At 65.2% G+C, this 25,166-nt stretch carries 26 protein-coding genes and 1 riboswitch; of the genes, 15 read left to right on the top strand and 11 right to left on the bottom strand.

All coding sequences use genetic code 11. The annotated features are described in order from the left end of the window. Window positions 1-65: 65 nt before the first annotated feature. Window positions 66-803: a GAF and ANTAR domain-containing protein gene (locus AC4D2Q_RS04575; RefSeq protein WP_490945345.1), complete on the top strand. Its 738-nt coding sequence runs from the start codon at window positions 66-68 to the stop codon at window positions 801-803. A gap of 82 nt (window positions 804-885) precedes the next feature. Here AC4D2Q_RS04575 and ald read toward each other — a convergent pair whose 3' ends face one another. Both ald and AC4D2Q_RS04565 read right to left on the bottom strand, forming a co-directional pair. Further along, window positions 886-2,004, bottom strand: a complete 1,119-nt coding sequence (gene ald / locus AC4D2Q_RS04570; RefSeq protein WP_490945343.1) for an alanine dehydrogenase — start codon at window positions 2,002-2,004, stop codon at window positions 886-888. 73 nt (window positions 2,005-2,077) lie between these two features. After that, window positions 2,078-2,572, bottom strand: a complete 495-nt coding sequence (locus AC4D2Q_RS04565; protein WP_490945341.1) for a helix-turn-helix domain-containing protein — start codon at window positions 2,570-2,572, stop codon at window positions 2,078-2,080. Between the two features lie 159 nt (window positions 2,573-2,731). On the opposite strand from AC4D2Q_RS04565, the gene AC4D2Q_RS04560 reads away from it, so the two are divergent. Beyond that, complete coding sequence (locus AC4D2Q_RS04560; RefSeq protein ID WP_490945338.1) at window positions 2,732-3,778, top strand: alpha/beta hydrolase; 1,047 nt, start codon at window positions 2,732-2,734, stop codon at window positions 3,776-3,778. Here AC4D2Q_RS04560 and aceB read toward each other — a convergent pair. From aceB to AC4D2Q_RS04535, 5 genes are all read right to left on the bottom strand, one after another. After that, the gene (gene aceB, locus AC4D2Q_RS04555) at window positions 3,760-5,358 is read right to left on the bottom strand and encodes a malate synthase A (RefSeq protein ID WP_490945335.1); all 1,599 of its coding nucleotides are present in this window, start codon (window positions 5,356-5,358) and stop codon (window positions 3,760-3,762) included. The two genes, AC4D2Q_RS04560 and aceB, sit on opposite strands and share 19 nt — an antisense overlap. A 92-nt stretch (window positions 5,359-5,450) precedes the next feature. Next, complete coding sequence (locus AC4D2Q_RS04550) at window positions 5,451-6,095, bottom strand: hypothetical protein (RefSeq protein WP_490945716.1); 645 nt, start codon at window positions 6,093-6,095, stop codon at window positions 5,451-5,453. A gap of 6 nt (window positions 6,096-6,101) precedes the next feature. After that, the gene (locus AC4D2Q_RS04545) at window positions 6,102-6,506 is read right to left on the bottom strand and encodes an Asp23/Gls24 family envelope stress response protein (protein WP_490945333.1); all 405 of its coding nucleotides are present in this window, start codon (window positions 6,504-6,506) and stop codon (window positions 6,102-6,104) included. Continuing rightward, window positions 6,499-7,059 (bottom strand): Asp23/Gls24 family envelope stress response protein, encoded by a 561-nt coding sequence (locus AC4D2Q_RS04540; protein ID WP_490945330.1) that lies wholly within the window; start codon window positions 7,057-7,059, stop codon window positions 6,499-6,501. The genes AC4D2Q_RS04545 and AC4D2Q_RS04540 overlap by 8 nt, the downstream gene beginning before the upstream one ends. Then, window positions 7,050-7,685 carry an RNA polymerase sigma factor gene (locus AC4D2Q_RS04535; protein ID WP_490945328.1) on the bottom strand — a complete coding sequence of 212 codons (636 nt, stop codon included), beginning with the start codon at window positions 7,683-7,685 and terminating at the stop codon, window positions 7,050-7,052. Before AC4D2Q_RS04535 ends, AC4D2Q_RS04540 begins: the two co-directional genes overlap by 10 nt. Window positions 7,686-7,882: 197 nt before the next feature. Here AC4D2Q_RS04535 and AC4D2Q_RS04530 point away from each other — a divergent pair, with 197 nt between their 5' ends. The 7 genes from AC4D2Q_RS04530 (at window position 7,883) to AC4D2Q_RS04500 (ending at window position 11,869) form a co-directional block, all read left to right on the top strand. Next, on the top strand, window positions 7,883-8,446 hold the full coding sequence (locus AC4D2Q_RS04530) for an Asp23/Gls24 family envelope stress response protein (RefSeq protein ID WP_490945326.1): 564 nt from the start codon (window positions 7,883-7,885) through the stop codon (window positions 8,444-8,446). Window positions 8,447-8,518: 72 nt separating this feature from the next. Then, a complete protein-coding gene (locus AC4D2Q_RS04525) occupies window positions 8,519-8,698 on the top strand; it encodes a hypothetical protein (RefSeq protein WP_400930503.1) in 180 nt (59 codons plus the stop codon). Further along, complete coding sequence (locus AC4D2Q_RS04520; protein WP_490945324.1) at window positions 8,695-9,117, top strand: Asp23/Gls24 family envelope stress response protein; 423 nt, start codon at window positions 8,695-8,697, stop codon at window positions 9,115-9,117. The genes AC4D2Q_RS04525 and AC4D2Q_RS04520 overlap by 4 nt, the downstream gene beginning before the upstream one ends. Beyond that, the gene (locus AC4D2Q_RS04515) at window positions 9,114-9,680 is read left to right on the top strand and encodes a DUF6286 domain-containing protein (protein WP_490945321.1); all 567 of its coding nucleotides are present in this window, start codon (window positions 9,114-9,116) and stop codon (window positions 9,678-9,680) included. The genes AC4D2Q_RS04520 and AC4D2Q_RS04515 overlap by 4 nt, the downstream gene beginning before the upstream one ends. Before the next feature lie 65 nt (window positions 9,681-9,745). Then, window positions 9,746-10,345, top strand: a complete 600-nt coding sequence (locus AC4D2Q_RS04510) for a hypothetical protein (RefSeq protein WP_490945319.1) — start codon at window positions 9,746-9,748, stop codon at window positions 10,343-10,345. 4 nt (window positions 10,346-10,349) lie between these two features. Beyond that, window positions 10,350-11,204 carry an MBL fold metallo-hydrolase gene (locus AC4D2Q_RS04505; protein ID WP_490945317.1) on the top strand — a complete coding sequence of 285 codons (855 nt, stop codon included), beginning with the start codon at window positions 10,350-10,352 and terminating at the stop codon, window positions 11,202-11,204. 164 nt (window positions 11,205-11,368) lie between these two features. Continuing rightward, window positions 11,369-11,869, top strand: coding sequence for a DUF805 domain-containing protein (locus AC4D2Q_RS04500; protein WP_490945315.1), 501 nt, complete (start codon window positions 11,369-11,371; stop codon window positions 11,867-11,869). 136 nt (window positions 11,870-12,005) lie between these two features. On the opposite strand, the gene cycA is transcribed toward AC4D2Q_RS04500, so the two are convergent. Further along, window positions 12,006-13,502: a D-serine/D-alanine/glycine transporter gene (gene cycA / locus AC4D2Q_RS04495; RefSeq protein WP_490945313.1), complete on the bottom strand. Its 1,497-nt coding sequence runs from the start codon at window positions 13,500-13,502 to the stop codon at window positions 12,006-12,008. 285 nt (window positions 13,503-13,787) lie between these two features. Next, a riboswitch (glycine riboswitch) is annotated at window positions 13,788-13,910 on the top strand. Between the two features lie 151 nt (window positions 13,911-14,061). On the opposite strand from cycA, the gene gcvP reads away from it, so the two are divergent. The 6 genes from gcvP (at window position 14,062) to AC4D2Q_RS04465 (ending at window position 21,796) form a co-directional block, all read left to right on the top strand. Continuing rightward, a complete protein-coding gene (gene gcvP, locus AC4D2Q_RS04490) occupies window positions 14,062-16,974 on the top strand; it encodes an aminomethyl-transferring glycine dehydrogenase (protein WP_490945311.1) in 2,913 nt (970 codons plus the stop codon). Between the two features lie 19 nt (window positions 16,975-16,993). After that, window positions 16,994-18,115 carry a glycine cleavage system aminomethyltransferase GcvT gene (gcvT, locus tag AC4D2Q_RS04485; protein WP_490945309.1) on the top strand — a complete coding sequence of 374 codons (1,122 nt, stop codon included), beginning with the start codon at window positions 16,994-16,996 and terminating at the stop codon, window positions 18,113-18,115. 118 nt (window positions 18,116-18,233) lie between these two features. Then, a complete protein-coding gene (gcvH, locus tag AC4D2Q_RS04480; protein WP_490928107.1) occupies window positions 18,234-18,611 on the top strand; it encodes a glycine cleavage system protein GcvH in 378 nt (125 codons plus the stop codon). After that, the gene (glyA, locus tag AC4D2Q_RS04475; protein ID WP_490928108.1) at window positions 18,608-19,909 is read left to right on the top strand and encodes a serine hydroxymethyltransferase; all 1,302 of its coding nucleotides are present in this window, start codon (window positions 18,608-18,610) and stop codon (window positions 19,907-19,909) included. The genes gcvH and glyA overlap by 4 nt, the downstream gene beginning before the upstream one ends. 10 nt (window positions 19,910-19,919) lie before the next feature. Continuing rightward, on the top strand, window positions 19,920-21,335 hold the full coding sequence (locus tag AC4D2Q_RS04470; protein ID WP_490945307.1) for an L-serine ammonia-lyase: 1,416 nt from the start codon (window positions 19,920-19,922) through the stop codon (window positions 21,333-21,335). A gap of 38 nt (window positions 21,336-21,373) precedes the next feature. Beyond that, complete coding sequence (locus AC4D2Q_RS04465) at window positions 21,374-21,796, top strand: ChaB family protein (protein ID WP_490945305.1); 423 nt, start codon at window positions 21,374-21,376, stop codon at window positions 21,794-21,796. 24 nt (window positions 21,797-21,820) lie between these two features. Here AC4D2Q_RS04465 and AC4D2Q_RS04460 read toward each other — a convergent pair whose 3' ends face one another. Genes AC4D2Q_RS04460 through AC4D2Q_RS04450 form a run of 3 tightly spaced genes read right to left on the bottom strand, consistent with a single transcriptional unit; the run spans window position 21,821 to window position 25,040 of the window. Further along, the gene (locus tag AC4D2Q_RS04460; RefSeq protein ID WP_490945303.1) at window positions 21,821-22,714 is read right to left on the bottom strand and encodes a carbohydrate ABC transporter permease; all 894 of its coding nucleotides are present in this window, start codon (window positions 22,712-22,714) and stop codon (window positions 21,821-21,823) included. 2 nt (window positions 22,715-22,716) lie between these two features. Next, window positions 22,717-23,661, bottom strand: a complete 945-nt coding sequence (locus tag AC4D2Q_RS04455; RefSeq protein WP_490945301.1) for a carbohydrate ABC transporter permease — start codon at window positions 23,659-23,661, stop codon at window positions 22,717-22,719. Then, window positions 23,658-25,040 carry an ABC transporter substrate-binding protein gene (locus tag AC4D2Q_RS04450; protein WP_490945299.1) on the bottom strand — a complete coding sequence of 461 codons (1,383 nt, stop codon included), beginning with the start codon at window positions 25,038-25,040 and terminating at the stop codon, window positions 23,658-23,660. Before AC4D2Q_RS04450 ends, AC4D2Q_RS04455 begins: the two co-directional genes overlap by 4 nt. Window positions 25,041-25,166: the final 126 nt, after the last annotated feature.

Genomic DNA, 25,166 nt, shown 5'->3' with positions numbered 1-25,166 from the left:
CGGACCGGCGCTGCCGAGGCTACGAAGCGGTGTCTATCTCCGTGGAATCCCGAGCAAGAGGAAACATGGACGACCCCAAGCGTGAAACAGCCCCGTGGGCCCAGCTGCAGGACCTGCTGGTTCACCACGAGGACGTACAGGAATTCCTGAAGGAGCTGGCCCGGCTTACGGCGTCTTCGCTGTCGGTCAGGGGGAGAACCTACTGCGGCATCACTCTTCAGCGCTCCCGCGATCACCAGTTCACCGTGGCCAGCAGCGACGACGAAGCACTGCAGATGGATGAAATCCAATACGCCTTCGGCGACGGCCCCTGCCTGCATGCCATCCGGATCCAGGATGAGGTTCACGTCGGCAACGCGGCAGCGGACCCGCGCTGGCCTGAATACATGGCACACATCAGGGATTACGGCATCCGGTCCATGTATTCAGTGCCGCTGAAACTGGAGGGCCACGCGAAAGCCGCAATGAACCTCTATGCCAAAGACCCGGACGTCTTTGATGAGGATTTCCGGCGCGTAGCCCGGACGTACGGCGCCGAGGCCTCCCAGGCGCTGCTCCTCGCGGTCCGCGTTGCCCGGCACGCAGCCACGGTGGACGACCTTCAGTCGGTCCTGGCCTCCCGCACCGACATTGACCTGGCCGTGGGAATCATCATGGGACAAAACCGCTGCACGCAGCAGGAGGCCTTTGACACTCTGCGGCGGGCGTCCAACAGCCGGAACCTGAAGGTACGGGTCCTCGCAGCGGAGATGGTGGCAAGGCTGAACGGCGAACCGGCCACTACGCACTTCACGGCGGGGTAGGAACGCCCTGCTGAACGGCGGCCGCCGCGGTTCAGCAGGGCGAGAGAGCAGAACGTGTCAGCACAGGCCGTGCTTTTTCAGCTCAGGCAGGCAGGAGCTCGGTCCAGTCCTCTGCAAGCTCCAGCCCCAGGGCCGTGGACACCGAGGCGTGAGCAACCTTTCCGCCGGCAATATTCAGTCCGCGGGCCAGCGCGGGAGAGGCGCCAAAGGCTCCGCGCACACCGCGGTCGGCCAGCGCAACGGCGTAGGGAAGCGTCACGTTGGTCAGCGCGTAGGTGGAGGTGTTCGGGACGGCTCCGGGCATGTTGGCTACGCAGTAGAACAGGGACCCGTGGACACGGAACGTCGGATCCTGATGGGTGGTGGGACGGCTGTCCTCGAAGCACCCGCCCTGATCCACTGCGATGTCCACCAGGACGCTGCCGCTCTTCATCCGCGAGACCATCTCATTGCTGACCAGCTTCGGCGCCCGGGCACCGGGGACGAGTACCGAACCAATCACCAGGTCGGCGTCCGACAGGGCACGTTCAATTTCAAACGCGTTGGACGCGACGGTGCGGATCCGGCCGGCGTACTGGGCGTCGAGCTGGCGCAGCCGGTCGATGTTGATGTCCAGGACGGAGACGTCGGCGTGGGCTCCCACCGCGCCGGCCACAGCATTGGTGCCGGCCACTCCGGCGCCGAGAACCACTACCTTTGCCGGCCGGACGCCCGGAACGCCGCCCAGCAACAGTCCCGGACCGCCGGCCGGTGAGGTCAGGCACTGCGCACCCACCTGGACTGAGAGCCGCCCGGCCACCTCGGACATGGGTGCCAGCAGCGGCAGCACACGCCCTTCCTGCACGGTTTCATATGCGATGGCGGTCATGCCGGATGCCAGCAGTGCCTTGGTCAGCTCAGGCGCTGCGGCCAGGTGCAGGTAGGTGAACAGCACCAGGTCGGGACGGAAGAAGCGGTACTCCGACTCCACGGGTTCCTTGACCTTCAGGATGAGGCCGGCCCGGCCCCACACGTCGTCGGCGGAATCAAGGATCTGGGCACCTGCGCCGGCGTACTCCTCATCACTGATGCTGGAGCCGGTTCCGGCGCCGCTCTCCACGAGGACGGTGTGTCCGCGGGTGATGAATTCATGCACGCCGGAGGCCGTGATGGCCACCCGGAACTCGTTGTTCTTGATTTCCTTGGGGATACCGATAATCACAGCTTGCTCCATTGCATTGCAGGTGAGGCGGCGGACCGCCGGGTTTCCCCACCAGCATAGGGGAGGGAGTCGGTCACTGCCCGCCGGGTGTTTCGCTGCCGGCTGCCCGGGCCGTCCTTGCCGCCTGCTGGTCACGGAGCCAGGCTTCGACGTCGGACAGGCGGATGCGGCGGTGCGTGCCGCGGTATTCCACCGGGATGACGCCAGCGTCCGTGAGGTTGCGCAGGTACGTGTGGGATATTCCTGCTGCGGCGGCCGCCTGCGACGTCGTTAGCAGGGGAACATTGGACCCGGCGGCGGGCGCCGGGTTCCGGGCGGCAGATGCATCTGCCGGAGCGCGCTCGGCGGCCGCCGCTTCGCCACCGGGCGCAGTGCCGGAAGTGATCACAACGTCTTCGCCGCGTCCAAGCCGGACGAGGAGGTCCAGGACCGCATCCCGGGCGGCAGCGGGCAGGCGAAGCGCCGTGCCGTCAACAAATACGGTCACGTCCCCGGCGGAAAGTGCCCGGGACAGTGCCCGCACTTCCGAAGCGGGGAGCGCGGGGGTGTGGTGGGGGCTCTGGGTCATGCTGCCATCTTGCCAAAGATCGCAAGCATCCGGTGTATGCGCCCGCTGCGGATGCCACCTGGCGCCGGCCGCGTTGACCGGCGGCGAGGCGGCACGGACGATGGACAGTAGCCGTCCGGACACCAACGGATCTGTGAGTGACGGCGTGAAGGGAACTCCTTGCAAGAATTGGCACCCAGCTCCGGCGGCTCCCCGTCCTGGCGTCCCGACATCCTGGGGGATGGCTATGAGCGGCTGACCCTCGAGCTTCCCGGCGGGGCTCCGGCCACGCTGGTCCGGTATTCCCCTGACGAAGAGTGCGCCGGGGATGCCGATGTCCTCTACGTCCACGGGTGGTCGGATTACTTCTTCCAAACCGAACTTGCGCAGTACTGGGCCGCAGCAGGAGCCCGGTTCTACGCCCTGGACCTGCACAATTACGGGCGCAGCCTCCGCCCGGGGCAAAGCCCGGGGTTCGTCACCGATCTCGGGGATTACGACGCCGATATTGCGGCCGCGCTCGCGGCCATGGGGCGCCCTGATCCCGCGTCCGGGTTCCCCGCCTCCGGGCGGCCCCTGATCCTGGTGGGGCATTCCACGGGCGGGCTCACGCTGAGCCTTTGGGCAGCCAGGCATCCGCTTGCTGTGTCCGCCCTGGTGCTCAACAGTCCGTGGCTTGAATTCCAGGCCTCGGAACTGGCCCGGCGGCTGATCTCTCCGCTGGTGGGGCTGGAAGCGCAGCGCCGGCCGCTGGCACTGCTTCCTCCGGTGGACTCGGGCAACTACTCGCGGGCCACCTTCTCCGCCTTTGGCGGTGAGTGGACCTATAACCTGGCGTGGCGGCCGCTGAGGGGCTTTCCGGTCACCTTGGCCTTCCTCAATGCCGTGTTCCGGGCGCAGGCGGTCGTCGCGGCGGGACTTCACCTGGAGATCCCCGTCCTGGTGCTGCTCTCAGACAAAAGCTACCTGCAGCCCCGCTGGTCAGTCGACGCCGGGACCTCCGACGTCGCCCTGGACGTGAACGTGGTGGCCCACCGGGCACTGTCGCTGGGTTCCAGCGTGAGCGTCAACCGGATTCCCGACGCCCTCCACGACGTTTTTCTGTCACCGGGCCCGGTGCGGCGCCGCGCGTATGCCGCAGTGACCCGCTGGGGCAGCGGTTACCTGCCCGCAGCTTCGAAACCGGTGCCGGAGCTGCGGGCGGGTACTCAGTCGATCAGCTCGTAAGCCGGCAGGGTCAGGAAGTCCACGTAGTCTTCAGCCAGGCTGATATCCGCGATCAGCTGGCTGGCCGGAGCGTAGTAGCGGGTGAACATATCCTCCGGCACCTCGCTGCGCAGCCGTTCCGTCTCCTCCGCCAGCAGCCGCTCCACCAGATCCTTCGTAACGGTGGCGCCGGTGTCCTCCAGGACCACGGCGTTGCGGACCTGCTGCCACACCTGCGAGCGGGAGATCTCCGCCGTGGCCGCGTCCTCCATCAGGTTATGGATGGCCACCGCGCCGTTGCCGGACAGCCAGACGGCGGTATAGGCCACCGCCACATAGAGATTGGAGCGCAGACCGGCCTCGGTGATGGAACCGCCGGCGGTACTGACGTCGAGCAGATCTGCGGCAGAAACTGAAACATCGTCCCGCAGCCGGTCCACCTGGTTCGGTTTCTCGCCCAGCACGGAATCGAAAACCTCGCGGCACGTCTGAACCATGTCCGGATGGGCCACCCAGGAACCGTCAAAGCCGTCAGTGGCTTCGCGGGTCTTGTCTGCGGTGACTTTTTCGAACGCCTTGGCCGTGATCTCCGGTTCCCGCCGGTTCGGAATGAAGGCGGCCATGCCGCCCATGGCAAAGGCCCCGCGGCGGTGGCAGGTCTTCACCAGCAGCTCGGTGTAGGCCCGCATGAACGGCGCCGTCATGGCTACGTCCGCACGGTCCGGCAGCAGGAAGGTCTTGCCCGCGTCGCGGAAGACCTTAATCATGCTGAACAGGTAATCCCAGCGCCCGGCGTTCAGCCCGGAGGCATGGTCCCGCAGCTCGTAGAGGATCTCGTCCATTTCAAACGCGGCCGGAATGGTTTCGATGAGCACCGTTGCGCGGATGCTGCCCTGCGGAACGCCCGTGTACTCCTCGGCGAAGTTGAAAACGTCGTTCCAGAGCCGGGCCTCGCGGTGGCTCTCCATCTTCGGCAGGTAGTAATACGGGCCGGAGCCGTTTTCCAGCAGGGTGCGGGCATTGGCGTAGAAGTGCAGTCCAAAGTCCACCAGTGCGCCCACGCCGGGTTCGCCGTCCATGGTCACATGCTTCTCCGGCAGGTGCCAGCCCCGGGGGCGGACCACCATGACGGCCAGCGGGGCGTCCTTGCGAAGGGCATATTCCTTGCCCTCCCCGCTGGTGAAGGAAAGGTCCCCGCGAGCGGCGCCGTACAGGTTCACCTGGGCGTCCACCACGTTGTGCCAGGTGGGGGTGTGGGCGTCCTCCAGGTCCGCCAGCCAGACCTTCGCGCCGGAGTTCAGGGCGTTGATGGCCATTTTGGCCGGAGAAGCGGGACCGGTCATTTCCACCCGCCGGTCCGTCAGGGCAGCCGGGGCCGGCGCGACCTTCCAGTTCCCCTCGCGGATATGCGCTGTCTCCGGAAGGAAGTCAAGGCTCTTGCCTGCGGCAATGGCAGTGCGCCGGTCCGCGCGTGCGGCCAGCAGTTCGTCCCTGGTGGACCGGAACCGCCGGTGCAGTTCTTCAATGAACTCCAGCGCGTCGGGCGTCAGGATTTTGTCTGCCCCCTCCACCGGGGACAGGTCGCTCACATCAATGGCCATGGTGTTCTCCCTGAGTCTTATGCCTCTTAGCGGATGGCGGGCGGCGCCGTGTGGGAGTTTACACCTGCGCCGGTTCCGGCACCCCAGAAACCTCAGGCGTCACGCGCGCGCATAAAGGTGAGGACATCCGCCGTCGGCCCCCACCCCTGCCGGGCGTACCAAAGGGCAGACTTGGGCAGCGCGGGCATGAGGATCAACGGGCTGTCCCGGTATGCCGCCTCCTCGGCCAGCGCAGCCAGCACTGCCGTCTCCATGGTGTGGTCCGGGTCCGGGCGACGGATATCAATCCCGCCAAACACCGCGAAGCCGTCTCCGCGGGCAATCCGCCCGCTCGCCACCACTTCCGTGTAGGCGCTGATCTCCGCCGCCGCGTAATCCTGAAAGCCGGTCAGGGCCAGTTCCGCACCCTCAGGCAGCTGGGGCACCTGCGGCAGGTCAGCCGGATCTGCCGTGAGGAGGGCAAGCCGGGACAGGGAGGTCAGCCCCTGTCCCGCCGCGAATTCACCCGCGGTCTCCGCATCGTCCGTAACCAGAGTCAGGCGTGCTCCGCGGAGGCCTGCCACCTCTGCCGCTGCACGCGGAGTGTCCCGCCCCGGCCAGGTGACCACGTACTGCGGCGTGGCTCCGCCGCCCGCAGGAGCCATCAGCACCGCATCGCCGTCGAGCGTGCTGTGGAGGCCGCGGACGGCGGCCCAGGCAGGAGCCCACTGGGTGAAGTTGCTTTGCCAGGGTCCCAATCCGCGTCACCGTCCTGGACGCGGGGGAGCGGAGGGGGGTACTTCAATCGCGAAAATGGTGACATTGACAGGGCCTGCGGCAACACCGGTACCGCGCAGGGCCCGGCGGACCCGCTGTTGCAGGTCGGCGGCCACTTCCAGGGCGTTGAACCGGGCATCAGTGGCCACCTCCACATCGATGGTCGCCCGGCCGTCGGCAACGGAGGCAACAACGCCGTCGCGGGTTGTCCGGGTTCCGGAATCAGGAACCCGGCGCAGGTTGTTCCTGGCGGCGGCGCCCCACCGTACGAGGAGTTGGCCGAGACCTGTTCCGAGCCGCAGGATTCCGGGAGTCTCCCTCGCGGCGCGTGCGGCAACCCCCGCAACTACTGAACTTCCGATCACTTTGCCCCGCAGCGGACGGTCACTCATCGTACAAATCCTCCACGGTCAGGTTCACGGTGTGCGGCACAATTCCCACCGAAGCTTCCACGGCATCCCGGATGCGCAGCCGCAGGTATGTCATCGCACGCTGGATATCGACGCCGGGTGCCACGGCAGTGCGCAAATGGATCAGCAAGCCCAATCCGGCACCGGGAGCCTGGTCGATGCGGCAGCGGCGTGCCCGGACGCCGCCAAGGTCCCGGGCTGCATCCCGCACGACGCCGGCCAGGACGGTTTCGCTGATCACGATGCTTCCCTCGCGGCTGCCGGCCAAGGGAAGCCGGATGCCCCGCCGGACCTGGGAGCAGGCCACGTCCAGGACGGCTTCTTTCAAACCGCGCGGCGGACGCAGTTCCGGGTGCAGCAGGTCCTGGTCGCGCAGGAGCGATGTGGCGCTGGACAGTGCTTCCAGGGTGTTTCGGGTTGTCCGGCAGTCCGCGCAGGAAAGGGTGTGGGGGTCCGGGGAGCGGCTGATGTCCTGCCAGACGCGGTTGACGCTGCGCCCGCAGGCCAGCGTGGACGGCCGGTTCTCTAGTGCCATTGGATCATTGCCTCCGCAAGGTTTTCGCGCGCCCGGGCCAGGCGGCCGCGTACGGTGCCGGGGCCGATCCCCAGGGTCGCAGCAATTTCCGCATAGCTCTGGTCATGGAATTCACGCAGCAGCCAGCAGGCACGCTGATCAGGCGGCAGGTCCGCTAAAGCCTTGGACAAGCACTCGTAGAGCGCAGCGAGTTCGGCGTTGCGGTGCGGATCACCGGCTTGGAGGTCCATCGCGGGCCACAACGCCGCCCCGTCCACGCTGTCCTCCGGATGCGTGCTGCGGCGGCGGAGCACGTCAAAGCAACGGTTGGTTGCCGTCCGGTAGACCCAGCCGCCGAAGGCACTTGACCTGTCGAGGCCGGGGAGCGCCCGCCATCCCGCGGTCAGGGTGTCCTGGACGACGTCTTCGGCTTCCCCGCGGTCATTGAGCATTCGCATGGCCAGACGGAACAGGCGCCCCTGATAGGTCTCCACTAAATACTCAAAAGCGGTCAGGTCACCGTCCTGGGCGCGGGCCACTACTGTTGCCTCGTCCAAGCGGGCCAATTCTGAAAGGCCGCCGGATCCTGCCGGGAGGCTGGAGTGCACAAAGGTGCCGGACTCTTCCGGCAGTTGAGCCGCTGCCATTCAGGCCCCTGTCCGGTCCGGCGGATGCCGGTCCTTTTCCCAATATGGCAGACCGTTTCACGGCGCGGAATACTGTCCGGCTCCGGCGGGATAAAGAAAAAGAACTTTGCGGAACAGCGTGACGATTGTCCTGCCACCGCGTCTTTAATTCCGTACGAGATCCCCGGGGATCCAGTCCAAAGCAGGAGATGAATGACATGGCAGATGCCCAAAAACCGTCAGCACCGTCCGTAGGGCCGGTATCCACCTCACAGGGCAGCGGAGGATCTTCCGGTTCCAATGCCGGCACCGGTGGCGCAAGCACGGCGACCAGCCCCAGTGACCTTGAACAGGCCGGCAAGTCGGGTCCGCTGCACACCCCTCATGGCGACACCACCATTGAAGAGACGGTGGTGCAGAAACTCGCGGGCATGGCTACGCGTGAAGTTCCGGGTGTTTTCGCGATGGGCAACGCTGCGCGGCGAGCCTTCAGCTCAATGACCGAGCGGATTCCCGGATCCCAGACCAATGTCAGCAACGGCGTCAGCGTGGAGAAAGGGGAAAGGCAGGCGGCGATCGACGTCAGCATCGTGGTGGAGTACGGCTTCTCCATTGTTGAGGTCAGCCAGGGCATCCGCCGCAACGTGATCCGGTCGGTGGAAAACGCCACGGGTCTGGAAGTCCTGGAAGTGAATGTCAACGTCACTGACGTGCATTTGCCGGACGACGATTCCGACGACGATCAGGATTCCGCGAAAAAGCCGTCCGGCCGGCTGGAATAGCCGCCGGGTGCCAAGCAACCACCCGGCCGGAGCCAGCGGGTCCCGGCCGGCGTACTACTGAAGGAGATCAGCATGTCTGCAACAAAATGGTGCATGTCCGTAGGCCTGGTCCTGGGAATCGTACTTGCTTTCGGAGGCTGGTACGCCCTCTTGCTGGCGGTGCTGTTCGGGCTGGTCGGACTGCTGGTGGGTATGGCAGCCGAAGGCAGGCTCGACTTCCAGACAATGTTCGGCAGGGCGTCCAGCAGATGAGCACAGTTGAAATCCAGAGCGGGTTGTCTCCGGGTCTCGTCCGACAGCCGCCGCCCGCTGGATCAGACCACGGCTCCACCGTGATCGCTCGGAAGGTGCTGGAGAAAATTGCCGGCCAAATCGCAAAGGACGAGACCTTCGCGGGAGGCAGCTCGGGCGGTTTCCTGGGCATCGGAGCGCGGGCTGATCTCTCTGCCAGGCCCCGGGCCCATGTGGAGCTGGCAGGCAATATTGCCTCACTGAAAGTGGATGTGGGGCTCCCGTATCCGGTTCCGCTTCGTCAGGCCACTGACCAGCTGAGGGACCGGATATCCTCCCGGGTCACCGAACTCACCGGGGTGGAGGTGCGCCAAGTGGACGTCACCGTGTCTTGGCTGCGGCCCAAAGAATCCGCAAACGGCCGCCGGAGGCTGCTGTGAGCGACGCTCCTGAGGTGTCCCTGCGACCGCGGCCCAGCAGGGCGGTCCCGGCAATAATCTGCGGATTGGTCCTGCTGGCTTTGTCAGTGGCGCTGGTCTGGGCGGGAATTGAGCGGCTGGCCCGGGGCGAGTGGCCGCCTTTCTTCACAGCGGTGTCTGATTGGCTTGCTTCGCTGAGCTGGAACAGCACCGGAAGCTGGATCGCCGGAATCATCCTCGCGGTTATAGGCGTGGTCCTGTTGCTGTCGGTCCTCATTCCCGGGCGTTTCCATTCTCTGCCCCTGCATTTGGGTGCAGTTCCGGAGGTAACAGGCCAAAGCCGCGCCGTGATGTCCCGCCGTGCCGCCGCGCGGTTGGCGGCAGCCACGTGCGAACACATCGACGGTGTGTCTTCGGCATCCGCCACGGCCTCGGACCGGGAAGTGCGCGTTTCCGTCAACACGGCACTGCGCGACACGGCCGACCTGCAGCACTGGGTCACGGACGGGGTCCGCTCACGGCTGCAGGCAGCGGGCCTGGAACCTGTTCCGAAGATCAGCGTCACCATCAGGTCCAACAGCTGATCGGTTACGCCGCTGCAGGCGGCGGAACCGCATTGTTGGACCACCACTGACAGAAGGGCAACATCATGCGCCAGCATGCCGGCACCGCCAATCGTGTGTGGCTGATCATTCTTGGACTGCTGTGCCTTGCAGCGGGACTTTATGTCATCCTGCTTGCTTCCTCAGTGGTGGGCAGCGCGGAGGACCCGGTCCTGTACGGTCCGCCGGAAAATGTTACTGATCCGGACTATGCGCCCGTTGTGGCTATCCTCGGCGGCCTGCTGATAGGCCTGCTGGGCCTGTGGTGGATCCTGGCCCAGATTCCGCGGCGCGCGGCCGCCGGACCGTTCCGTCTGCAGGAGAGTCCATCCCGCGGGACCACTGTCTGCAATCCGTCGGTCCTGGCTGCCGCGGTCGAAAATGACACGGACCAGATTCCCGGTGTGGTGGATTCCGCGGCAATGCTGCGCGGCACCGCCGAGGACCCGGACCTTACCCTGAAAGTGACGGTCAACGCCCGGGCGGACATCGGCGAGGTGGTGCGCCGGATCCAGGAAACAGTAGTGCCCAACCTGGCGTCGGCCCTGGAGAATCCGCTGCACAGCCTGGGGATCCAACTCGAAGCCAGTAATAAGGCGGCCTTTGCCGGTGGTGCTGCCAGCTCCACCGGAACCGTGGTTTATTAGCCCCATGCCGGCTACGCCTCAGGAGCGCAGCGCCCGCTCCCAGCCCGGCCCCTCCGCAGAGTTCCCGCTGTGCGTTACCTGCGGAACACAGTATGGAGCGGCGCGGGAGAGCTGTCCCATCTGCGACGACGAACGCCAATACGTGCCGCTGACCGGCCAAGCCTGGAGCACGCTGGAGAAATTGCGCGGCCCCTCCCATCGCGGAACCATTCATTCCCAGGGGCCGGGCGTCCTTGGAATCGGCTGCGAGCCGTCCTTCGCCATCGGACAGCGCCCGCTGTTGATCCGTGCAGCCGGCGGCAATGTGCTGTGGGACTGCCAGGCCTATCTGGACGACGAGCTGGCCGCGTTGATCCGTGCCGAAGGCGGCATCTGTGCCATCGCCGTCAGCCATCCGCACTTCTACACCACCATGGTGGAATGGGCGCATGAATTTGAGGCGCCGGTGTATCTGCACGCGGCCGACCGGGAATGGGTCGGGCGGGCGGATCCCGCGCTGCAGTTCTGGGGCGGGGACAGTTTCGCCCTGGCCGAGGGCCTGACCCTTTACCGCGCGGGCATCCACTTTGCCGGCGGAACGGTTCTGCACTGGGAGGAGAATCCGGACGGCGGCGGAGCACTTTTCACCGGTGACATCATCAACGTCATTCCGGACCGAACGCACGTGTCCTTCCTGTACAGCTACCCCAACCAGATTCCCGAGCGTCCCGAACTGGTGCAGGAGGCCGCAGCCCGACTGGAACCGCTTCAATTCGACCGGTTGTACGGCGGCTGGTGGGACCGGATCATCCCGCACGGGGCAGATCGGATTGTGCAGGAGTCCGCCCGGCGGTACCTCGCCTTTACACGGGGCAAATAGCAGGCGGATTCGTCGGTGATGCGGTCAGCTTCACGGGAACGATGTGTACTAGACTGGCCGTCGCCCGGTTCGGGAGGCCCTGCGGATGCACTCAGTTTTGGTGCGCTGCAGCGGTGCCGGTTCCGTGCACACAAGTCTGTTCAACTGACACATGGGGGAAACGAATGTCCTACACGAATGCCCGTGCTTATCCCGGGAACCCTGCGGATCTGGCACAGCCGCTGTACGGGGCCAGCTTCGGCCAGGCACTCAAGCGGTTTTTCAAGAAGTACGCTACCTTTTCGGGCCGGGCGAGCCGCAGCGAGTACTGGTGGGTGATGCTGTTCAACTTCGTCGTCACGGGTCTGCTGGCGGCTTGGGCTTTCACCTCCCTGGTCAACAGCATTGACCCTTACACCAATGAGTTGACCGGCAACGGATTTGTTCTTCCGTATGCCTTGCTCATGCTCTACGGGCTGGCCATTCTGGTGCCCGGCCTGGCGTTGTTCGTCCGCCGGCTGCACGACGGCGGCTTCACCGCCTGGTTCATCCTGCTCGGACTCATTCCGTTTGTCGGTTCAATCGCTTTCCTGGTTTTCGCTCTGATGCCCAGCAAGCCTGAGGGCGCACGGTTCGACGCCGGTGCCGCCCGGCAGGAACAGTACGTCCCCTACCCCCAGGCATAACCCGGGGGAGGAAAGCCAAAGAATAATGCAATAAGAAGCGGACCTGCGGGTGCCGCCGCGTAACGCCGCTGTGCATCACTGCGCAGCGGCGTTACTGCGTTTATCCCCGGTAAGCCGCGGTCCCGCCGGGCTGGGGTTACTTGACCGCTTCTGCCTGCGGCGTCAGCGCGGCGCGCTCGCCTGCGGCCATGGCCTTGTACTCTGCCACCCGGGCCTGGTGCAGCGGAGTCCGGCGCAGGAACGCATAGACAATACCCAGCAGTGCAAACCAGATGGGCGTGACCAGCAGTGCCTGCAGGGTGTCCGCCTGAGTGGTCAGCGCCCACAGGATGAAGACGAAGAATGCCAGGACCACGTAGACCATCACCACGCCGCCGGGCATCTTGAACTTCGAAGCCTCGTGCAGCGCCGGACGGCGCTTGCGGAATACCAGGTAGCTCAACAGGATGACCGTCCACACAAACATGAAGCACAGCGCGGAGATGGTGGTGACCAGCGTGAACGCTGCGCTGACCGATTCACCGGCGTACAACAGCGCCACGCCGGCCAACAGGAAGGTGCAGGAGAAGAACAGGGCGTTCTGCGGCACCTTGCGCCGGGACAGGCGGCCGAACGGGCGAGGGGCGTCGCCGTCGTGCGCCAGGCCGAACACCATGCGTGAGGTGGAATATATGCCGGAATTGGCTGAAGATGCGGCGGAAGTCAGGACCACAAAGTTCACCACGGCGGCCGCTGCGCCCAGACCGGCCAGGGCGAACATGCCCACGAAGGGGCTGTCATCCGCGCTGAACTTATCCCACGGGACCACCGAAATCAGGATGACCAGGGCACCTACGTAGAAGAGCATGATGCGCAGCGGAATGGAGTTGATGGCGCGGGGAAGGTTCTTTTCCGGATCCTTGGTTTCCGCGGCTGCCGTGCCCACCAGTTCAATGCCGACGAACGCGAACACGGCAATCTGGAAACCGGCCACAAAGCCCATGGGGCCCGTGGGGAACAATCCGCCGTGCTCCCAAAGGTTGTTGAACCCGGCCGTGTCTCCGTCGCCGGAGGTGAAGCGGGTGAAGATCATGACCAGGCCCACCACAATGAGGGTGACAATGGCAAGGATTTTGACCAGGGCAAACCAAAATTCTGTTTCGCCGAAGGCCTTAACCGTGGGGAGGTTCAGGGCCAGCAGCACCAGGATGCAGGCGAGGGCCGGAATCCAGAGCGGTGCATCCGCCCACCAGAAGGTGACGTAGTGCGAAATGGCCACCACGTCCGCAATTCCGGTGACCACCCAGCAGAACCAGTAGGTCCAGCCGGTGAAGAACCCGGCCCAGGGGCCCAGGAGATCGGCGGAGAAGTCGGTGAAGGACTTGTACTTGAGGTTGGAGAGCAGCAGCTCGCCCATGGCCCGCATGACGAAGAACAGCATGAAGCCGATGATCATGTAGACGAAAATCACTGACGGACCGGCGACCGAGATGGTCTTGCCGGAGCCCATGAACAGGCCGGTTCCGATGGCGCCGCCGATGGCCAGGAGCTGGATGTGACGGCTGGAGAGGGAGCGGGAGAGTTCCGGTTCGGAGGAGCTTGTCCCTCCGGGAGCGGTCTCCGCGGGGGAAGGGCTGGTCAGGCGGTCAGACATGGCGATCTTTCTCATATATATATGGGCACCCGCCGGCGCGCGTGACGCCGCTACGCGCGCGGAAGGCCCGGATGAGGCCATATGAGAGGTGTTGGCGCCACCGCCGACAGTCCAGTGTGGAAGTCGCGGACGCGCCGTGTCAATTTGAGGGCCCGGCGGCCGAAGATCTGCGTAGTGACGCAGCACACCGGCGTCAATAAGCCCGCGGCAGGCGTCACTCAGTTGTTGAGCTACCCGCATGAGAGTAGGGTCACATGTGGAAACACACAAGTGAATATGCCTTTATCAGCCGTGGCGGGAGAGTTCCGCTACTGCAGCCCCCTCTTTTTGTAGGCGACTGCACCGGCGGGCGCCGTAGGAGCAAACCCTCCCCGGGAATCTCTCAGGCACCTGTACCGCCACAGCGAGGCAACTCTGGAAAGCAGCTTCCACACTCCGGTGTGGAACTCACCGACGGTGCAAGCGGGACCCACCCCCGCGGAATCTCTCAGGTCCAATACAGAGCGGGGAGGACCCAACGTTTGTTGGCGTACCCCGTCTGCCTTTCCAGGAGCCCCTAATGACTGCTGATCTATCCACTGCCCCAACCCCCGCCGCTTCCGCGTCCGCCGCGCATTCCCTTGGCGCCGCCGAGGCAGCGCCGCTGGCGGAAGGGTTTGTTGACCGCCACATTGGTGCCCGCGCGGGCTCCGCCGAAGCCATGCTCAAGGCCGTTGGCTACGATTCCCTCGACGCGCTGGCGGACATGGCCGTTCCCGCCGCGATCCGTCAGGGCAGCGCACTGGTGCTCGATCCCGCCCGCTCCGAAGAGGAAACCCTCGCGCAGCTGCGGACCATTGCCGGCAAGAACAAGACGGCCGTGCAGATGATCGGCCAGGGCTACTACGGCACGCACACCCCGCCGGTGATCCTCCGCAACGTCGTCGAGGACCCCGCCTGGTACACCGCCTACACCCCTTACCAGCCCGAGATCTCCCAGGGCCGGCTCGAAGCTCTCCTGAACTTCCAGACCATGGTCCAGGACCTCACCGCCCTGCCCATCGCCAACGCCTCCCTGCTGGATGAAGCCACCGCAGTGGCCGAAGCCGTGCTGCTGATGCGCCGCTCCAACAAGTCCAAAGCCAGCGGCGCCATTGTGCTTGACTCTGAAACCCTGCCGCAGACCATCGCCGTGGTGAAGGGCAGGGCCAAGGCCCTGGGCTTCGACGTGATCGTAGCGGACCTCGCCAACGGACTGCCCGACGGCGACATCACCGGCCTGGTCCTGCAGCAGCCCGGCGTTTCCGGCCTGGTCCGCAATCAGGCGGCGCTGATTGCCGAGGCGAAGGAACGCGGCGCACTCGTCACCGTGGCCGCGGACCTGCTGGCCCTGACCCTCATCACTCCTCCCGGCGAACAGGGGGCCGACATTGCAGTTGGCTCCGTGCAGCGCTTCGGCGTTCCGCTCTTCTTCGGCGGTCCGCACGCCGCGTACATGGCCGTCCGCAAGGGCCTGGAGCGTTCGCTGCCCGGCCGCCTGGTGGGCGTCTCCAAGGACTCCGCCGGAACTCCCGCCTACCGGCTGGCGCTGCAGACCCGGGAGCAGCACATCCGCCGCGAGAAGGCCACCTCCAACATCTGCACCGCGCAGGCGCTGCTGGCCATCGTTGCCTCCATGTACGCCGTCTACCACGGCCCCGAGGGCCTGCGGCGGATTGCCCGCCGCGCCCATGACTCCGCCCGCACCCTGGCCGCCGCCCTGGAGGCCGCCGGCGTCGAACTGCTGCATACGAGCTTCTTCGACACCGTCACCGCCCGTGTCCCGGGACGCGCCGCCGAAATCGTTGCCGCAGCCGAAGCCCGCGGCATCAACCTGCGCAGCATCGACGCGGACACCGTGGGCATCTCCTGCGACGAAACGACGACGCCGGCCATCCTCGCCGACGTCGCCGCCGCCTTCGGTGCCGATGCGAACTTCTCCGGCGAGCCGGAAGGCTTTGAGCTGGCTGCCGACATCCGTCGCACGTCAGACTTCATGACCCACCCGGTGTTCTCCTCCTACCGCTCGGAAACCCAGATGCTGCGCTACCTGCGCCGCCTCTCGGACCGCGACCTGGCGCTGGACCGCACCATGATCCCGCTGGGCTCCTGCACCATGAAGCTCAACGCCACTGCCGAAATGCAGGCGATGACCTGGCCCGAGTTCGCATCCATCCACCCGTTCGCTCCGGATTCCCAGACTGAGGGGTGGCGTGAACTGATCGCGGACCTCGAAGAGAAGCTCGCGGTCATCACCGGCTACGAGAAGGTGTCCATCCAGCCCAACGCCGGCTCGCAGGGTGAACTGGCCGGGCTGCTGGCCATCCGCGGCTACCACCACTCCCGCGGCGAGGACCAGCGCACCGTCTGCCTCATCCCCGCGTCCGCGCACGGCACCAATGCCGCCTCCGCCGTCCTGGCGGGCATGAAGGTCGTGGTGGTCGCCACCGCCGATGACGGCGCCATTGACCACGCGGACCTGCGCGCCAAGATCGATGCGCACCGCGACAACCTGGCCGCCATCATGATCACCTACCCCTCCACCCACGGCGTGTTCGACGACGACGTCCGCGACGTCTGCGACGCCGTGCACGAGGCGGGCGGCCAGGTCTACATTGACGGCGCCAACCTCAACGCCCTGGTGGGGCTGGCCCGCCCGGGCGAATTCGGCGGCGACGTTTCCCACCTGAACCTGCACAAGACGTTCTGCATCCCGCACGGCGGCGGCGGTCCGGGCGTGGGCCCGGTGGCCGTAAAGTCCCACCTGGCACCGTTCCTGCCCGGCGATGCCGCCACCTGGACCGAAGGCGAGGACATTCCGGTGTCCGCGTCGCGCTTCGGCTCCGCCGGCGTGCTGCCCATCTCCTGGGCCTACGTGAACCTCATGGGCGGCGAGGGGCTGACCGAAGCCACCAAGAGCGCCCTGCTGGCCGCCAACTATGTGGCCGCACGGCTCAACGAGTACTTCCCCGTGCTGTACACCGGCCGCGGCGGACTCGTGGCGCACGAGTGCATCCTGGACCTGCGGGACCTGACCGCGAAGACCGGCGTGACCGCCGAAGACGTGGCCAAGCGCCTGGTGGACTACGGCTTCCATGCGCCCACCCTGTCCTTCCCGGTGGCCGGCACCCTGATGGTGGAACCCACCGAGTCTGAGGACCTGGGCGAAATTGACCGGTTCATCGACGCCATGATCGCCATCCGCGCCGAGATCGACCAGGTTGCCGCCGGGGACTTCACCCTGGAGGGCAGCCCGCTGCGCAACGCGCCGCACACCGCCGTCGTCCTGGCCGGCAACGAGTGGGACCGCGCCTACCCGCGCGAACAGGCGGCCTTCCCGATGCGCAGCCAGCGCATGGACAAGTACTTCCCTCCGGTGGGCCGGATCGACGGAGCAGCCGGGGACCGCAACCTCATCTGCTCCTGCCCGCCCATCGAAGACTTCGAAAACTAGAGCGCAAAGGCTGAGAACAATGACTGAGAAATACACTGCGCTCTACGAAGAGCACAAACGCCTCGGCGCCTCCTTCACCGACTTCGGCGGCTGGCAGATGCCGCTGAAGTACAGCTCAGAGCTGGCCGAACACCACGCCGTCCGCAAAGCAGCGGGCCTGTTTGACCTCTCTCACATGGGCGAAGTGAAGGTCACCGGACCCGACGCCGGTGCTTTCCTGGATTACGCGCTGGTGGGCAAGCTGTCCGCCGTCAAGGTGGGCAAGGCCAAGTACTCGCTGATCACCAATGCCGACGGCGGGATCATCGATGACCTGATCAGCTACCGGCTCGACGACGACTCCTACCTGGTGGTGCCCAACGCCGGCAACGCGCCGGTGGTGGCCGCCGAACTGGAAGCCCGCGCCGAGGGCTTTGACGTCACCGTCAACGACATCTCCGCCAACACGTCGCTGGTGGCCGTACAGGGGCCCAACGCGGAAGCCATCCTGCTGGCTCTGGTTCCGGCGGAACACCGGGACGCCGTCACGGGGATGAAGTACTACGCCGCCGCGAAGGTGCCGATGGTGCTGGGCGCCTGGACTGCGGACCTCCTGGTGGCCCGCACCGGTTATACGGGCGAGGACGGTTTTGAGATTTACGTAACCAACGACGCCGCGCCCATCCTGTGGGCTGCCCTGCTCGACGCCGGAGCGGACCGGGGACTGATTCCCGCAGGTCTGGCCTGCCGTGACTCGCTGCGGCTGGAGGCCGGGATGCCGCTGTACGGCAACGAGCTCACGCTGGACCTGGACCCTTACGCTGCGGGCCTGGGCCCCGTGGTCGCCCTTTCCAAGGAGGGGGACTTTGTGGGCCGCGCCGTCCTGGAGGCCAAGAAGGAGCAGGCTCCGGCCCGCCGCCTCGTGGGGCTGAAGGGTGCCGGCCGCCGCGCCGGCCGTTCTCATTACCCGGTCCTGTCCGACGGCGCCGTGGTCGGCGAAGTTACGTCCGGTGCCCCCAGCCCCACCCTCGGTTACCCGATCGCGCTGGCCTATGTGGACACTGCGTTTTCCGAACCGGGCACCTCCCTGGACGTGGACCTTCGCGGGAAGCCTGAATCCTTCACCGTCGTCGCTCTCCCGTTCTACAAGCGCCCCTCTTAATCTCCCGGGATGGCAGTAAGTGCGCCTCTCAGCCCTGAGACGCGCACTTACTGCCATCTCGCGCGGCCTAGACTTTGAAGTAACCCGGCAGAACCTCAGATGCACCGAAAGGCACACAATGAGCAAAGTGAACGCAGGACTCCGCTACTCCGCCGAACACGAGTGGGTGGACGCTTCCAGCCCCGTCAAGGTTGGCATTTCCGCCGTAGCTGCCGACGCCCTGGGCGATGTGGTCTATGTTGACCTGCCCGAGGTCGGCTCTGTCATCACCGCCGGTGAGACCTGCGGCGAAGTCGAGTCCACCAAGTCCGTTTCGGATCTGTACGCTCCGGTCTCCGGCGAAATCATGGAAATCAACCAGGAGGCCATCGACAATCCGGCCCTGCTGAACGAGGACCCGTACGGTGCCGGCTGGCTCTTCACCGTGAGCACCACGTCCGAGGGCGAACTCCTCAGCGCTGAAGAGTACGCGGAAAAGAACGGCGGCGAGCTGTGACCGATTACCTGAACTCCCATCTGGCCCAGATTGACCCGGAGGTGGCGGAGCAGATCGACAACGAGCGCCGCCGTCAGCAGTCCGGCCTGGAAATGATCGCCTCGGAAAACCACACCTCCGTGGCCGTCATGGAAGCCCAGGGCTCGGTGCTGACAAACAAGTACGCCGAGGGCTATCCGGGACGCCGCTACTACGGCGGCTGCGAGTACGTGGATGTCATTGAGCAGCTGGCCATCGACCGCGCCAAGGCGCTGTTCGGTGCCAACTTTGCCAACGTGCAGCCGCATTCCGGCGCCCAGGCCAACGCCTCGGTGATGCACGCCCTGATCCGTCCGGGTGACACCATCCTGGGCCTTTCGCTGGCGCACGGCGGCCACCTGACGCACGGCATGAAGATTAACTTCTCCGGCCGGCTGTACAACGTGGTGCCGTACAACGTTGCCGAGGACACCCACCAGGTGGACATGGCAGAGGTGGAGCGCCTCGCCCGCGAGCACCAGCCCAAGCTGATCGTGGCCGGCTGGTCCGCCTACGCCCGCCAGCTGGACTTTGCCGAATTCCGCCGCATCGCCGACGAGGTGGGCGCCTACCTCATGGTGGACATGGCCCACTTTGCGGGCCTGGTGGCTGCCGGTCTGCATCCCAGCCCCGTTCCCCACGCCCACGTGGTCACGTCCACCACGCACAAGACCCTCGCGGGTCCGCGCGGCGGCATCATTCTCTCCAACGACGCCGACATCGCCAAGAAGATCAATTCGGCTGTGTTCCCCGGACAGCAGGGCGGCCCGCTGGAGCATGTGATCGCCGGAAAGGCCACTGCCTTCAAGATCGCGGCCACCCCGGAGTTCAAGGAACGCCAGGAGCGCACGCTCGCCGGCGCGCGGATCCTCGCCGAACGCCTGCTGGCCGACGACGTCGCCGCCAAGGGCATCTCCGTGGTTTCCGGCGGCACTGACGTGCATCTGGTGCTGGTTGATCTGCGCAATGCCGAGCTCAACGGCCAGGAAGCCGAAGACCGGCTGGCGGAAATCGACATCACCGTGAACCGCAACGCCGTTCCCTTTGACCCGCGGCCGCCGATGGTGACATCAGGCCTGCGGATCGGTACCCCGGCGCTGGCCACCCGCGGCTTCGATGAAGACGCCTTCCGCGAAGTAGCCGACATCATTGCACTGGCCCTGATCGCCGGTGCAGACGAGGACCTCTCGGAACTGAAGGCCCGCGTCACCGCGCTGGCCTCCGCACATCCGCTTTACACCGAGGTGGCCGATCTGGCCACCGCTCCGGCGCACGTTTAAAGGAATATTCATGGCTGTTGGCGTTTTTGATCTGTTCTCCGTGGGCATCGGCCCGTCGAGTTCCCATACCGTGGGACCGATGCGTGCCGCTGCCGTTTTCGCGGCGGAGTTGGTCGACGCCGGCATCCTGGAGTCCGTGGCCGGTCTCCGTGTTGACCTGTACGGGTCACTCGCGGCGACCGGCCGCGGCCACGGCACCATGACCGCGGTGCTGCTGGGATTGGAGGGGTTCGCTCCGGAGAAGATCCTGCCCGAAGAAGTCGAGGAGCGCCTGGCCGCCATCGAAGCGACCCGGAAACTGCAGCTCTGCTCGCAGGTGCCCGGTGCCGGGGACTGCGTGCTGGAATACGGCGAAGCGGACATTGTCCTGCACCCGCTCACCGTCCTGCCGCGGCACACCAACGGCATCAAGTTCGCCGCCAGTGCCGCTGACGGATCGGTGCTGCACGAGGCCACGTTCTTCTCCGTGGGCGGCGGGTTCATTGTCCGCGACGGCGAGGAAGACGCCGCGCGCGAAGAACTCGAGTCCACCAAGGCGGCCCTGCCCTTCCCCTTCCGCACCGCCGTCGGGCTCCTCAAGCACTGCACCGACAACGGGCTGAGCATTTCCGAAGTCATGCTCGCCAATGAACGAGTTTCCCGCCCCGAAGATGAAATCCGGGCGGGCCTGCTGCATATCCGCGACGTGATGGAGGAGTGCAAAAACTCTGCCATCCGCCGCACCGGCCTGCTGCCCGGCGGACTCAAGGTCCGCCGTCGGGCGCCGGCCTGGCACGCCCGGCTGCGCGCCGAGGACCCGAACCGCGATCCGAAGTTCTGGCAGGAGTGGGTGAACCTGGTGGCGCTGGCCGTCAACGAGGAAAACGCGTCCGGCGGACGGGTGGTCACCGCGCCCACCAACGGCGCCGCCGGCATTATTCCCGCCGTCATGTTCTACGCCACCCACTACGGCCCCGGCATGGAAAACGCCACGCAGGAACAGAAGGACGACGTCGTTGTGCGGTTCCTGCTCGCCGCGGGCGCCGTGGGCGTTCTCTACAAGGAACAGGCATCCATCTCCGGTGCGGAGGTGGGCTGCCAGGGCGAGGTGGGGTCCGCGTCATCCATGGCCGCAGCCGGCTTGGCCGAAATTCTGGGCGGAACCCCGGAACAGGTGGAAAACGCCGCCGAAATCGCCATGGAACACAACCTGGGCCTGACCTGCGATCCGATTGGCGGACTGGTGCAGGTCCCCTGCATCGAGCGCAACGCCATCGGTGCCGCCAAGGCCGTGAACGCCGCGAAAATGGCGCTCTGGGGCGACGGAGACCACCGCGTCTCGCTGGATGAAGTTATTGTCACCATGCGCGAAACCGGCCGGGACATGAGCTCAAAATACAAGGAGACCGCTCTTGGCGGACTGGCCGTCAATGTGGTGGAGTGCTGACTCCAAGGACTTTTGACAGCTGACGGAGAGGACGCGTTATGCCAAAGACCGGAAAGAACGGCCATGCCCTCGAGGAAGAAATCCCTTCCACTTTGCAGCGGTCGGACGCATTGGCACAGGACACCTTCGCCAAGACGTTCGACTCCGCCGAGGAGGAATACGGGGACCCGGAGCGTGCTGCCCGCACTGCCTATGCTGCTTTGAAGCACACCCACGAAAAGGTGGGGGACCACTGGGAAGAAAAGGACAGGAAAGGCCCGTCCGATGCCAAAGCTGCGGAAGGGCGGAATTCATCCTCAAAGACCGCCGGCGGGGTGGACGCGAATGCGTCCAAGGAACACCTTTATGACGTAGCCACGAAACTGGACATTTCCGGCCGTTCGAAAATGACAAAGAGCGAGCTCGTGGACGCGATTCAAAAGGCCAACGATAAGGCGACCCGGAGGTCCAGGGAGGACTGACTCCCCGCTGGTCTTGCCCGCGCCTTATTTCACGGCACCCATGGACAGGCCGCGGACCAGCTGTTTCTGCGCCACCCAGCCGGCAAGGACCACCGGCAGTGACGCGAGGACCGATGCGGCGGACAACTGCGCCAGGTACAGGCCCTCGCTGGTCATCTGCGACACCAGGAACACAGGCACCGTGGCGGACTTGGCCGCCGTCAGGTTCAGCGCGAAGAAGAATTCGTTCCACGCGAAGATCACGCAGATCAGCGCGGTGGCCGCCAGGCCGGGGGCGACCATCGGCATCAGCACGCGCCAAAGTGTCTTCAACAGGCCTGCCCCGTCCATTTGCGCCGCCTCGAGCACCTCGGCGGGAACCTCCTGGAAGAAGGAGCGCATCATCCACACTGCAATCGGCAGGTTCATCGAGGTGTAGAGGACCACCAGTGTCCAGATGTTGTCCAGCACCTTCAGTTGCCCGGCAATTACGTAGATGGGCATGATGACCGCAACCACCGGCAGCATTCGGGTGGAGATAAAGAAGAACAGCACGTCGGAGGTCTTTTTCACGGGGCGGATGCTCAGCGCGTAGGACGCCGGAACGGCCATGATCACCACCAGCAGGGTGGACACTCCGGTGGCAATCGCTGAATTGATGAAGTAACTGCCGGCGCCGGCGTCGAGCACTGCGCGGTATTGGTCCAGCGTGGGCGTGAAGAAAAAGGTGGGCGGGTTGGAGGCGGCGGCCGATTCCTGCTTGAAGGACGTCAGCACCATCCACAGCACCGGCGAGAAGAAGCCGATGGCGAGGATCCAGGTCAGCGCGGTCAGCAGCGATGCGCCTGTCCGGGGCTTCCCCCGCTTCGGCCGGACCGCCGGGGTTTCGGATGCGGAGGGGACGCCTCTGGAAGGAGCCGGTTCGGTTTGGGTGCTCACGGCTAGTCCTTTACGTCGAAGCTGCGGAAGATCAGGCGAAGGGCAAAGGTGGCAATGATGATGGTGGCAACCACCACCACCACGCCCATGGCAGCGGCCTGGCCAATGTCGAAGCCCAGGAAGGCGCGCTGGTAGATGTAAAACGGCAGGTTGGCGCTGGCGGTGCCGGGCCCGCCGGCGGTCATCAGGTAAATCTGGTCGAAGGTGTTCACCACGTAAATCGCGCCAAGCAGGACGCCGAGTTCGATGTACCGGCGCAGCTGCGGCAGCGTCACCGAAATAAAGGTGCGCCACCAGCCGGCCCCGTCAACCTGCGCTGCTTCCAGTACGTCCTTGGGCTGGGACTGGAGCCCGGACAGGACCAGCAGCATCATGAACGGCGTCCACTGCCACACCAGGGACATGAGGATGGAGGCAATCGGATGGGCCGAGGTCCAGTCCACGGGGGAAATTCCCACCAGGCCGATCAGCCAGTTCAGCAACCCGTAGTTGGGGTTCAGGATGGACACCGACCAGAGCAGGGAGCCGGCCACCGGCATGATCAGGAAAGGAGTGATCAGCAGGGTTCGGACGATTCCCCGTCCCCTGAAGGACCGGTCCAGCAGGATGGCGAACACAATGCCCAGGAGCATTGCAAAGAAAACACAGCCCAAAGTGAAAATTACCGAGTTCAGGGCGGCCTGGCGGAAGGTGGAGTCGGCAAAAATCTCAATGTAATTGGAGAACCAGACAAAGCGGTCGCCCTCAGGGTTCAGCAGGTTCCAATTCTGCAGCGAATACCAAATGGTGAAAAGGAAGGGAACCTGGGTCACGATCAGCGTGAAGACCAGTGCCGGCAGCAACGGTGCGCGGCGCCGCCAGCCTTCGGCACTGGAGATGCCGCGGGTTCGGCGCTGTTCAGCGTCCCGGCGGACCTTGGCTTGGTGCTTGTCTACCAGGGCGCTCATTTGCTGTCTCCTGACTGGTAGCTCTCCGCGATGGTTTCGGCGTAGCGCTGTGACTGCTCAAGGGCCTCGGGCACCGTTTTTTGGCCCGCGATCGCTGCTGAGATCTGCTGAGCAACCCGGGTGCCGAGGTCCTGGAACTCGGGAATGCCCACGAACTGCAGCCCCGGATACGGTACTGAGCCCAACATGCTGGACTCCTGCGAGGCCCCCGCCATGGCGGTCAGCGTGGGTTGGGCATAGGCCTCGGCAACCTCGGCGAATTCGGGAATCTCGTAGGTGGACAGCCTGCTGCCCGGCGGCACCCGCTCCCAGCTGATTTTCTCACCGACCAGCTGGATATAGTCCTTGTCGGTCATCCATGAGATGAAATCCCAGGCTGCATCCTTCTTTTCGCTGGTGGCGGGAATGGCCAGAGACCAGCTGTACAGCCAGCCCGAAGAATCCGTCTCATTCACGGGTGCCGGGGCGTAGCCGGTTTTTCCCACCACCAGTGAGGATTCCGGATCTTCAACCGAGGAGACCATGGAAGTGGCGTCGTACCACATGGCCGCGTTGCCCTGGCTGTACTGGGTGAGGCAATCGCCGAACCCGGAAGTGGCTGCGCCCGGCTGCCCGTAGCTGCGCACCAGGTTCACGTAGTCGGTAACGGCTGCCTCCACCTCCGGTGAGTCCAGGGTGGCATTCCAGTCCTGGTCAAACCAGCCGCCTCCGTAGGTGTTCATCATGGTGGTCAGCGGAGCCATCACTTCGCCCCATCCGGCCAGTCCGCGCAGGCAGACACCGGAGAACCCGTTGTCCGGGTCGTTGAACCTCTCGGCAAACTCGGTGATGTCCTGCCAGGTGGGTTTGGCCGGCATCTCCAGCCCGGCCTCCTCGAAGAGGTCCAAGCGGTAAGCCAGGAAAGAGGACTCCCCGTAAAAGGGCACCGAGTACATATCCCCTTCGTAGCTCAGGGATTCCCTGATGTTGGGAATGAAGTCCTCCGGGTCATAGCCCGGGGTGTCCTCCGTGTAGTCCTGGAGGTTGGTGATCCAGCCGTTTTCCGCCCACATGGGCGTTTCATAATTCGAAATCATCACGACGTCGAATTCCCCGCCCCCGGTTGCCACGGATGCTGTGATTTTGGCCCGGGCCTCGTTTTCGGGAAGCGAAACAAACTGGGGATCGACGTCCGGGTACCGGGCGCGGAACTCATCCTCCAGCGAGATTGCATCGGTCATTTGCGGGTTGGAAACGATGGCCACCACAATTTCCTCGGGTCCGTCGGCGTTGTTGCTGCCGCACCCCGCGAGTATGAGGGCAAGGACCGCCGCTCCTGCGGCCGCGCTCCTTCGGTAACCGCGTCCGCGGCTTCCCGGCCTGCTGCGTCCTGTTCTCATATGTCACCTTTGCTCATCTGAGAATTGCGTTGTGCTCATTTGGGGAGTAACTCTAAACACATGCACCCCATTGGGCAACAGTCGGGCGCTTTTCGAGGACGGGCTTTTGGACAGGAAGGGCGAGGG

This window comes from Arthrobacter sp. TJ-178, from assembly GCF_058269275.1.
Note: the sequence above shows the minus strand (reverse complement) of the source record. Positions and strands in the feature narration are given on the sequence as shown.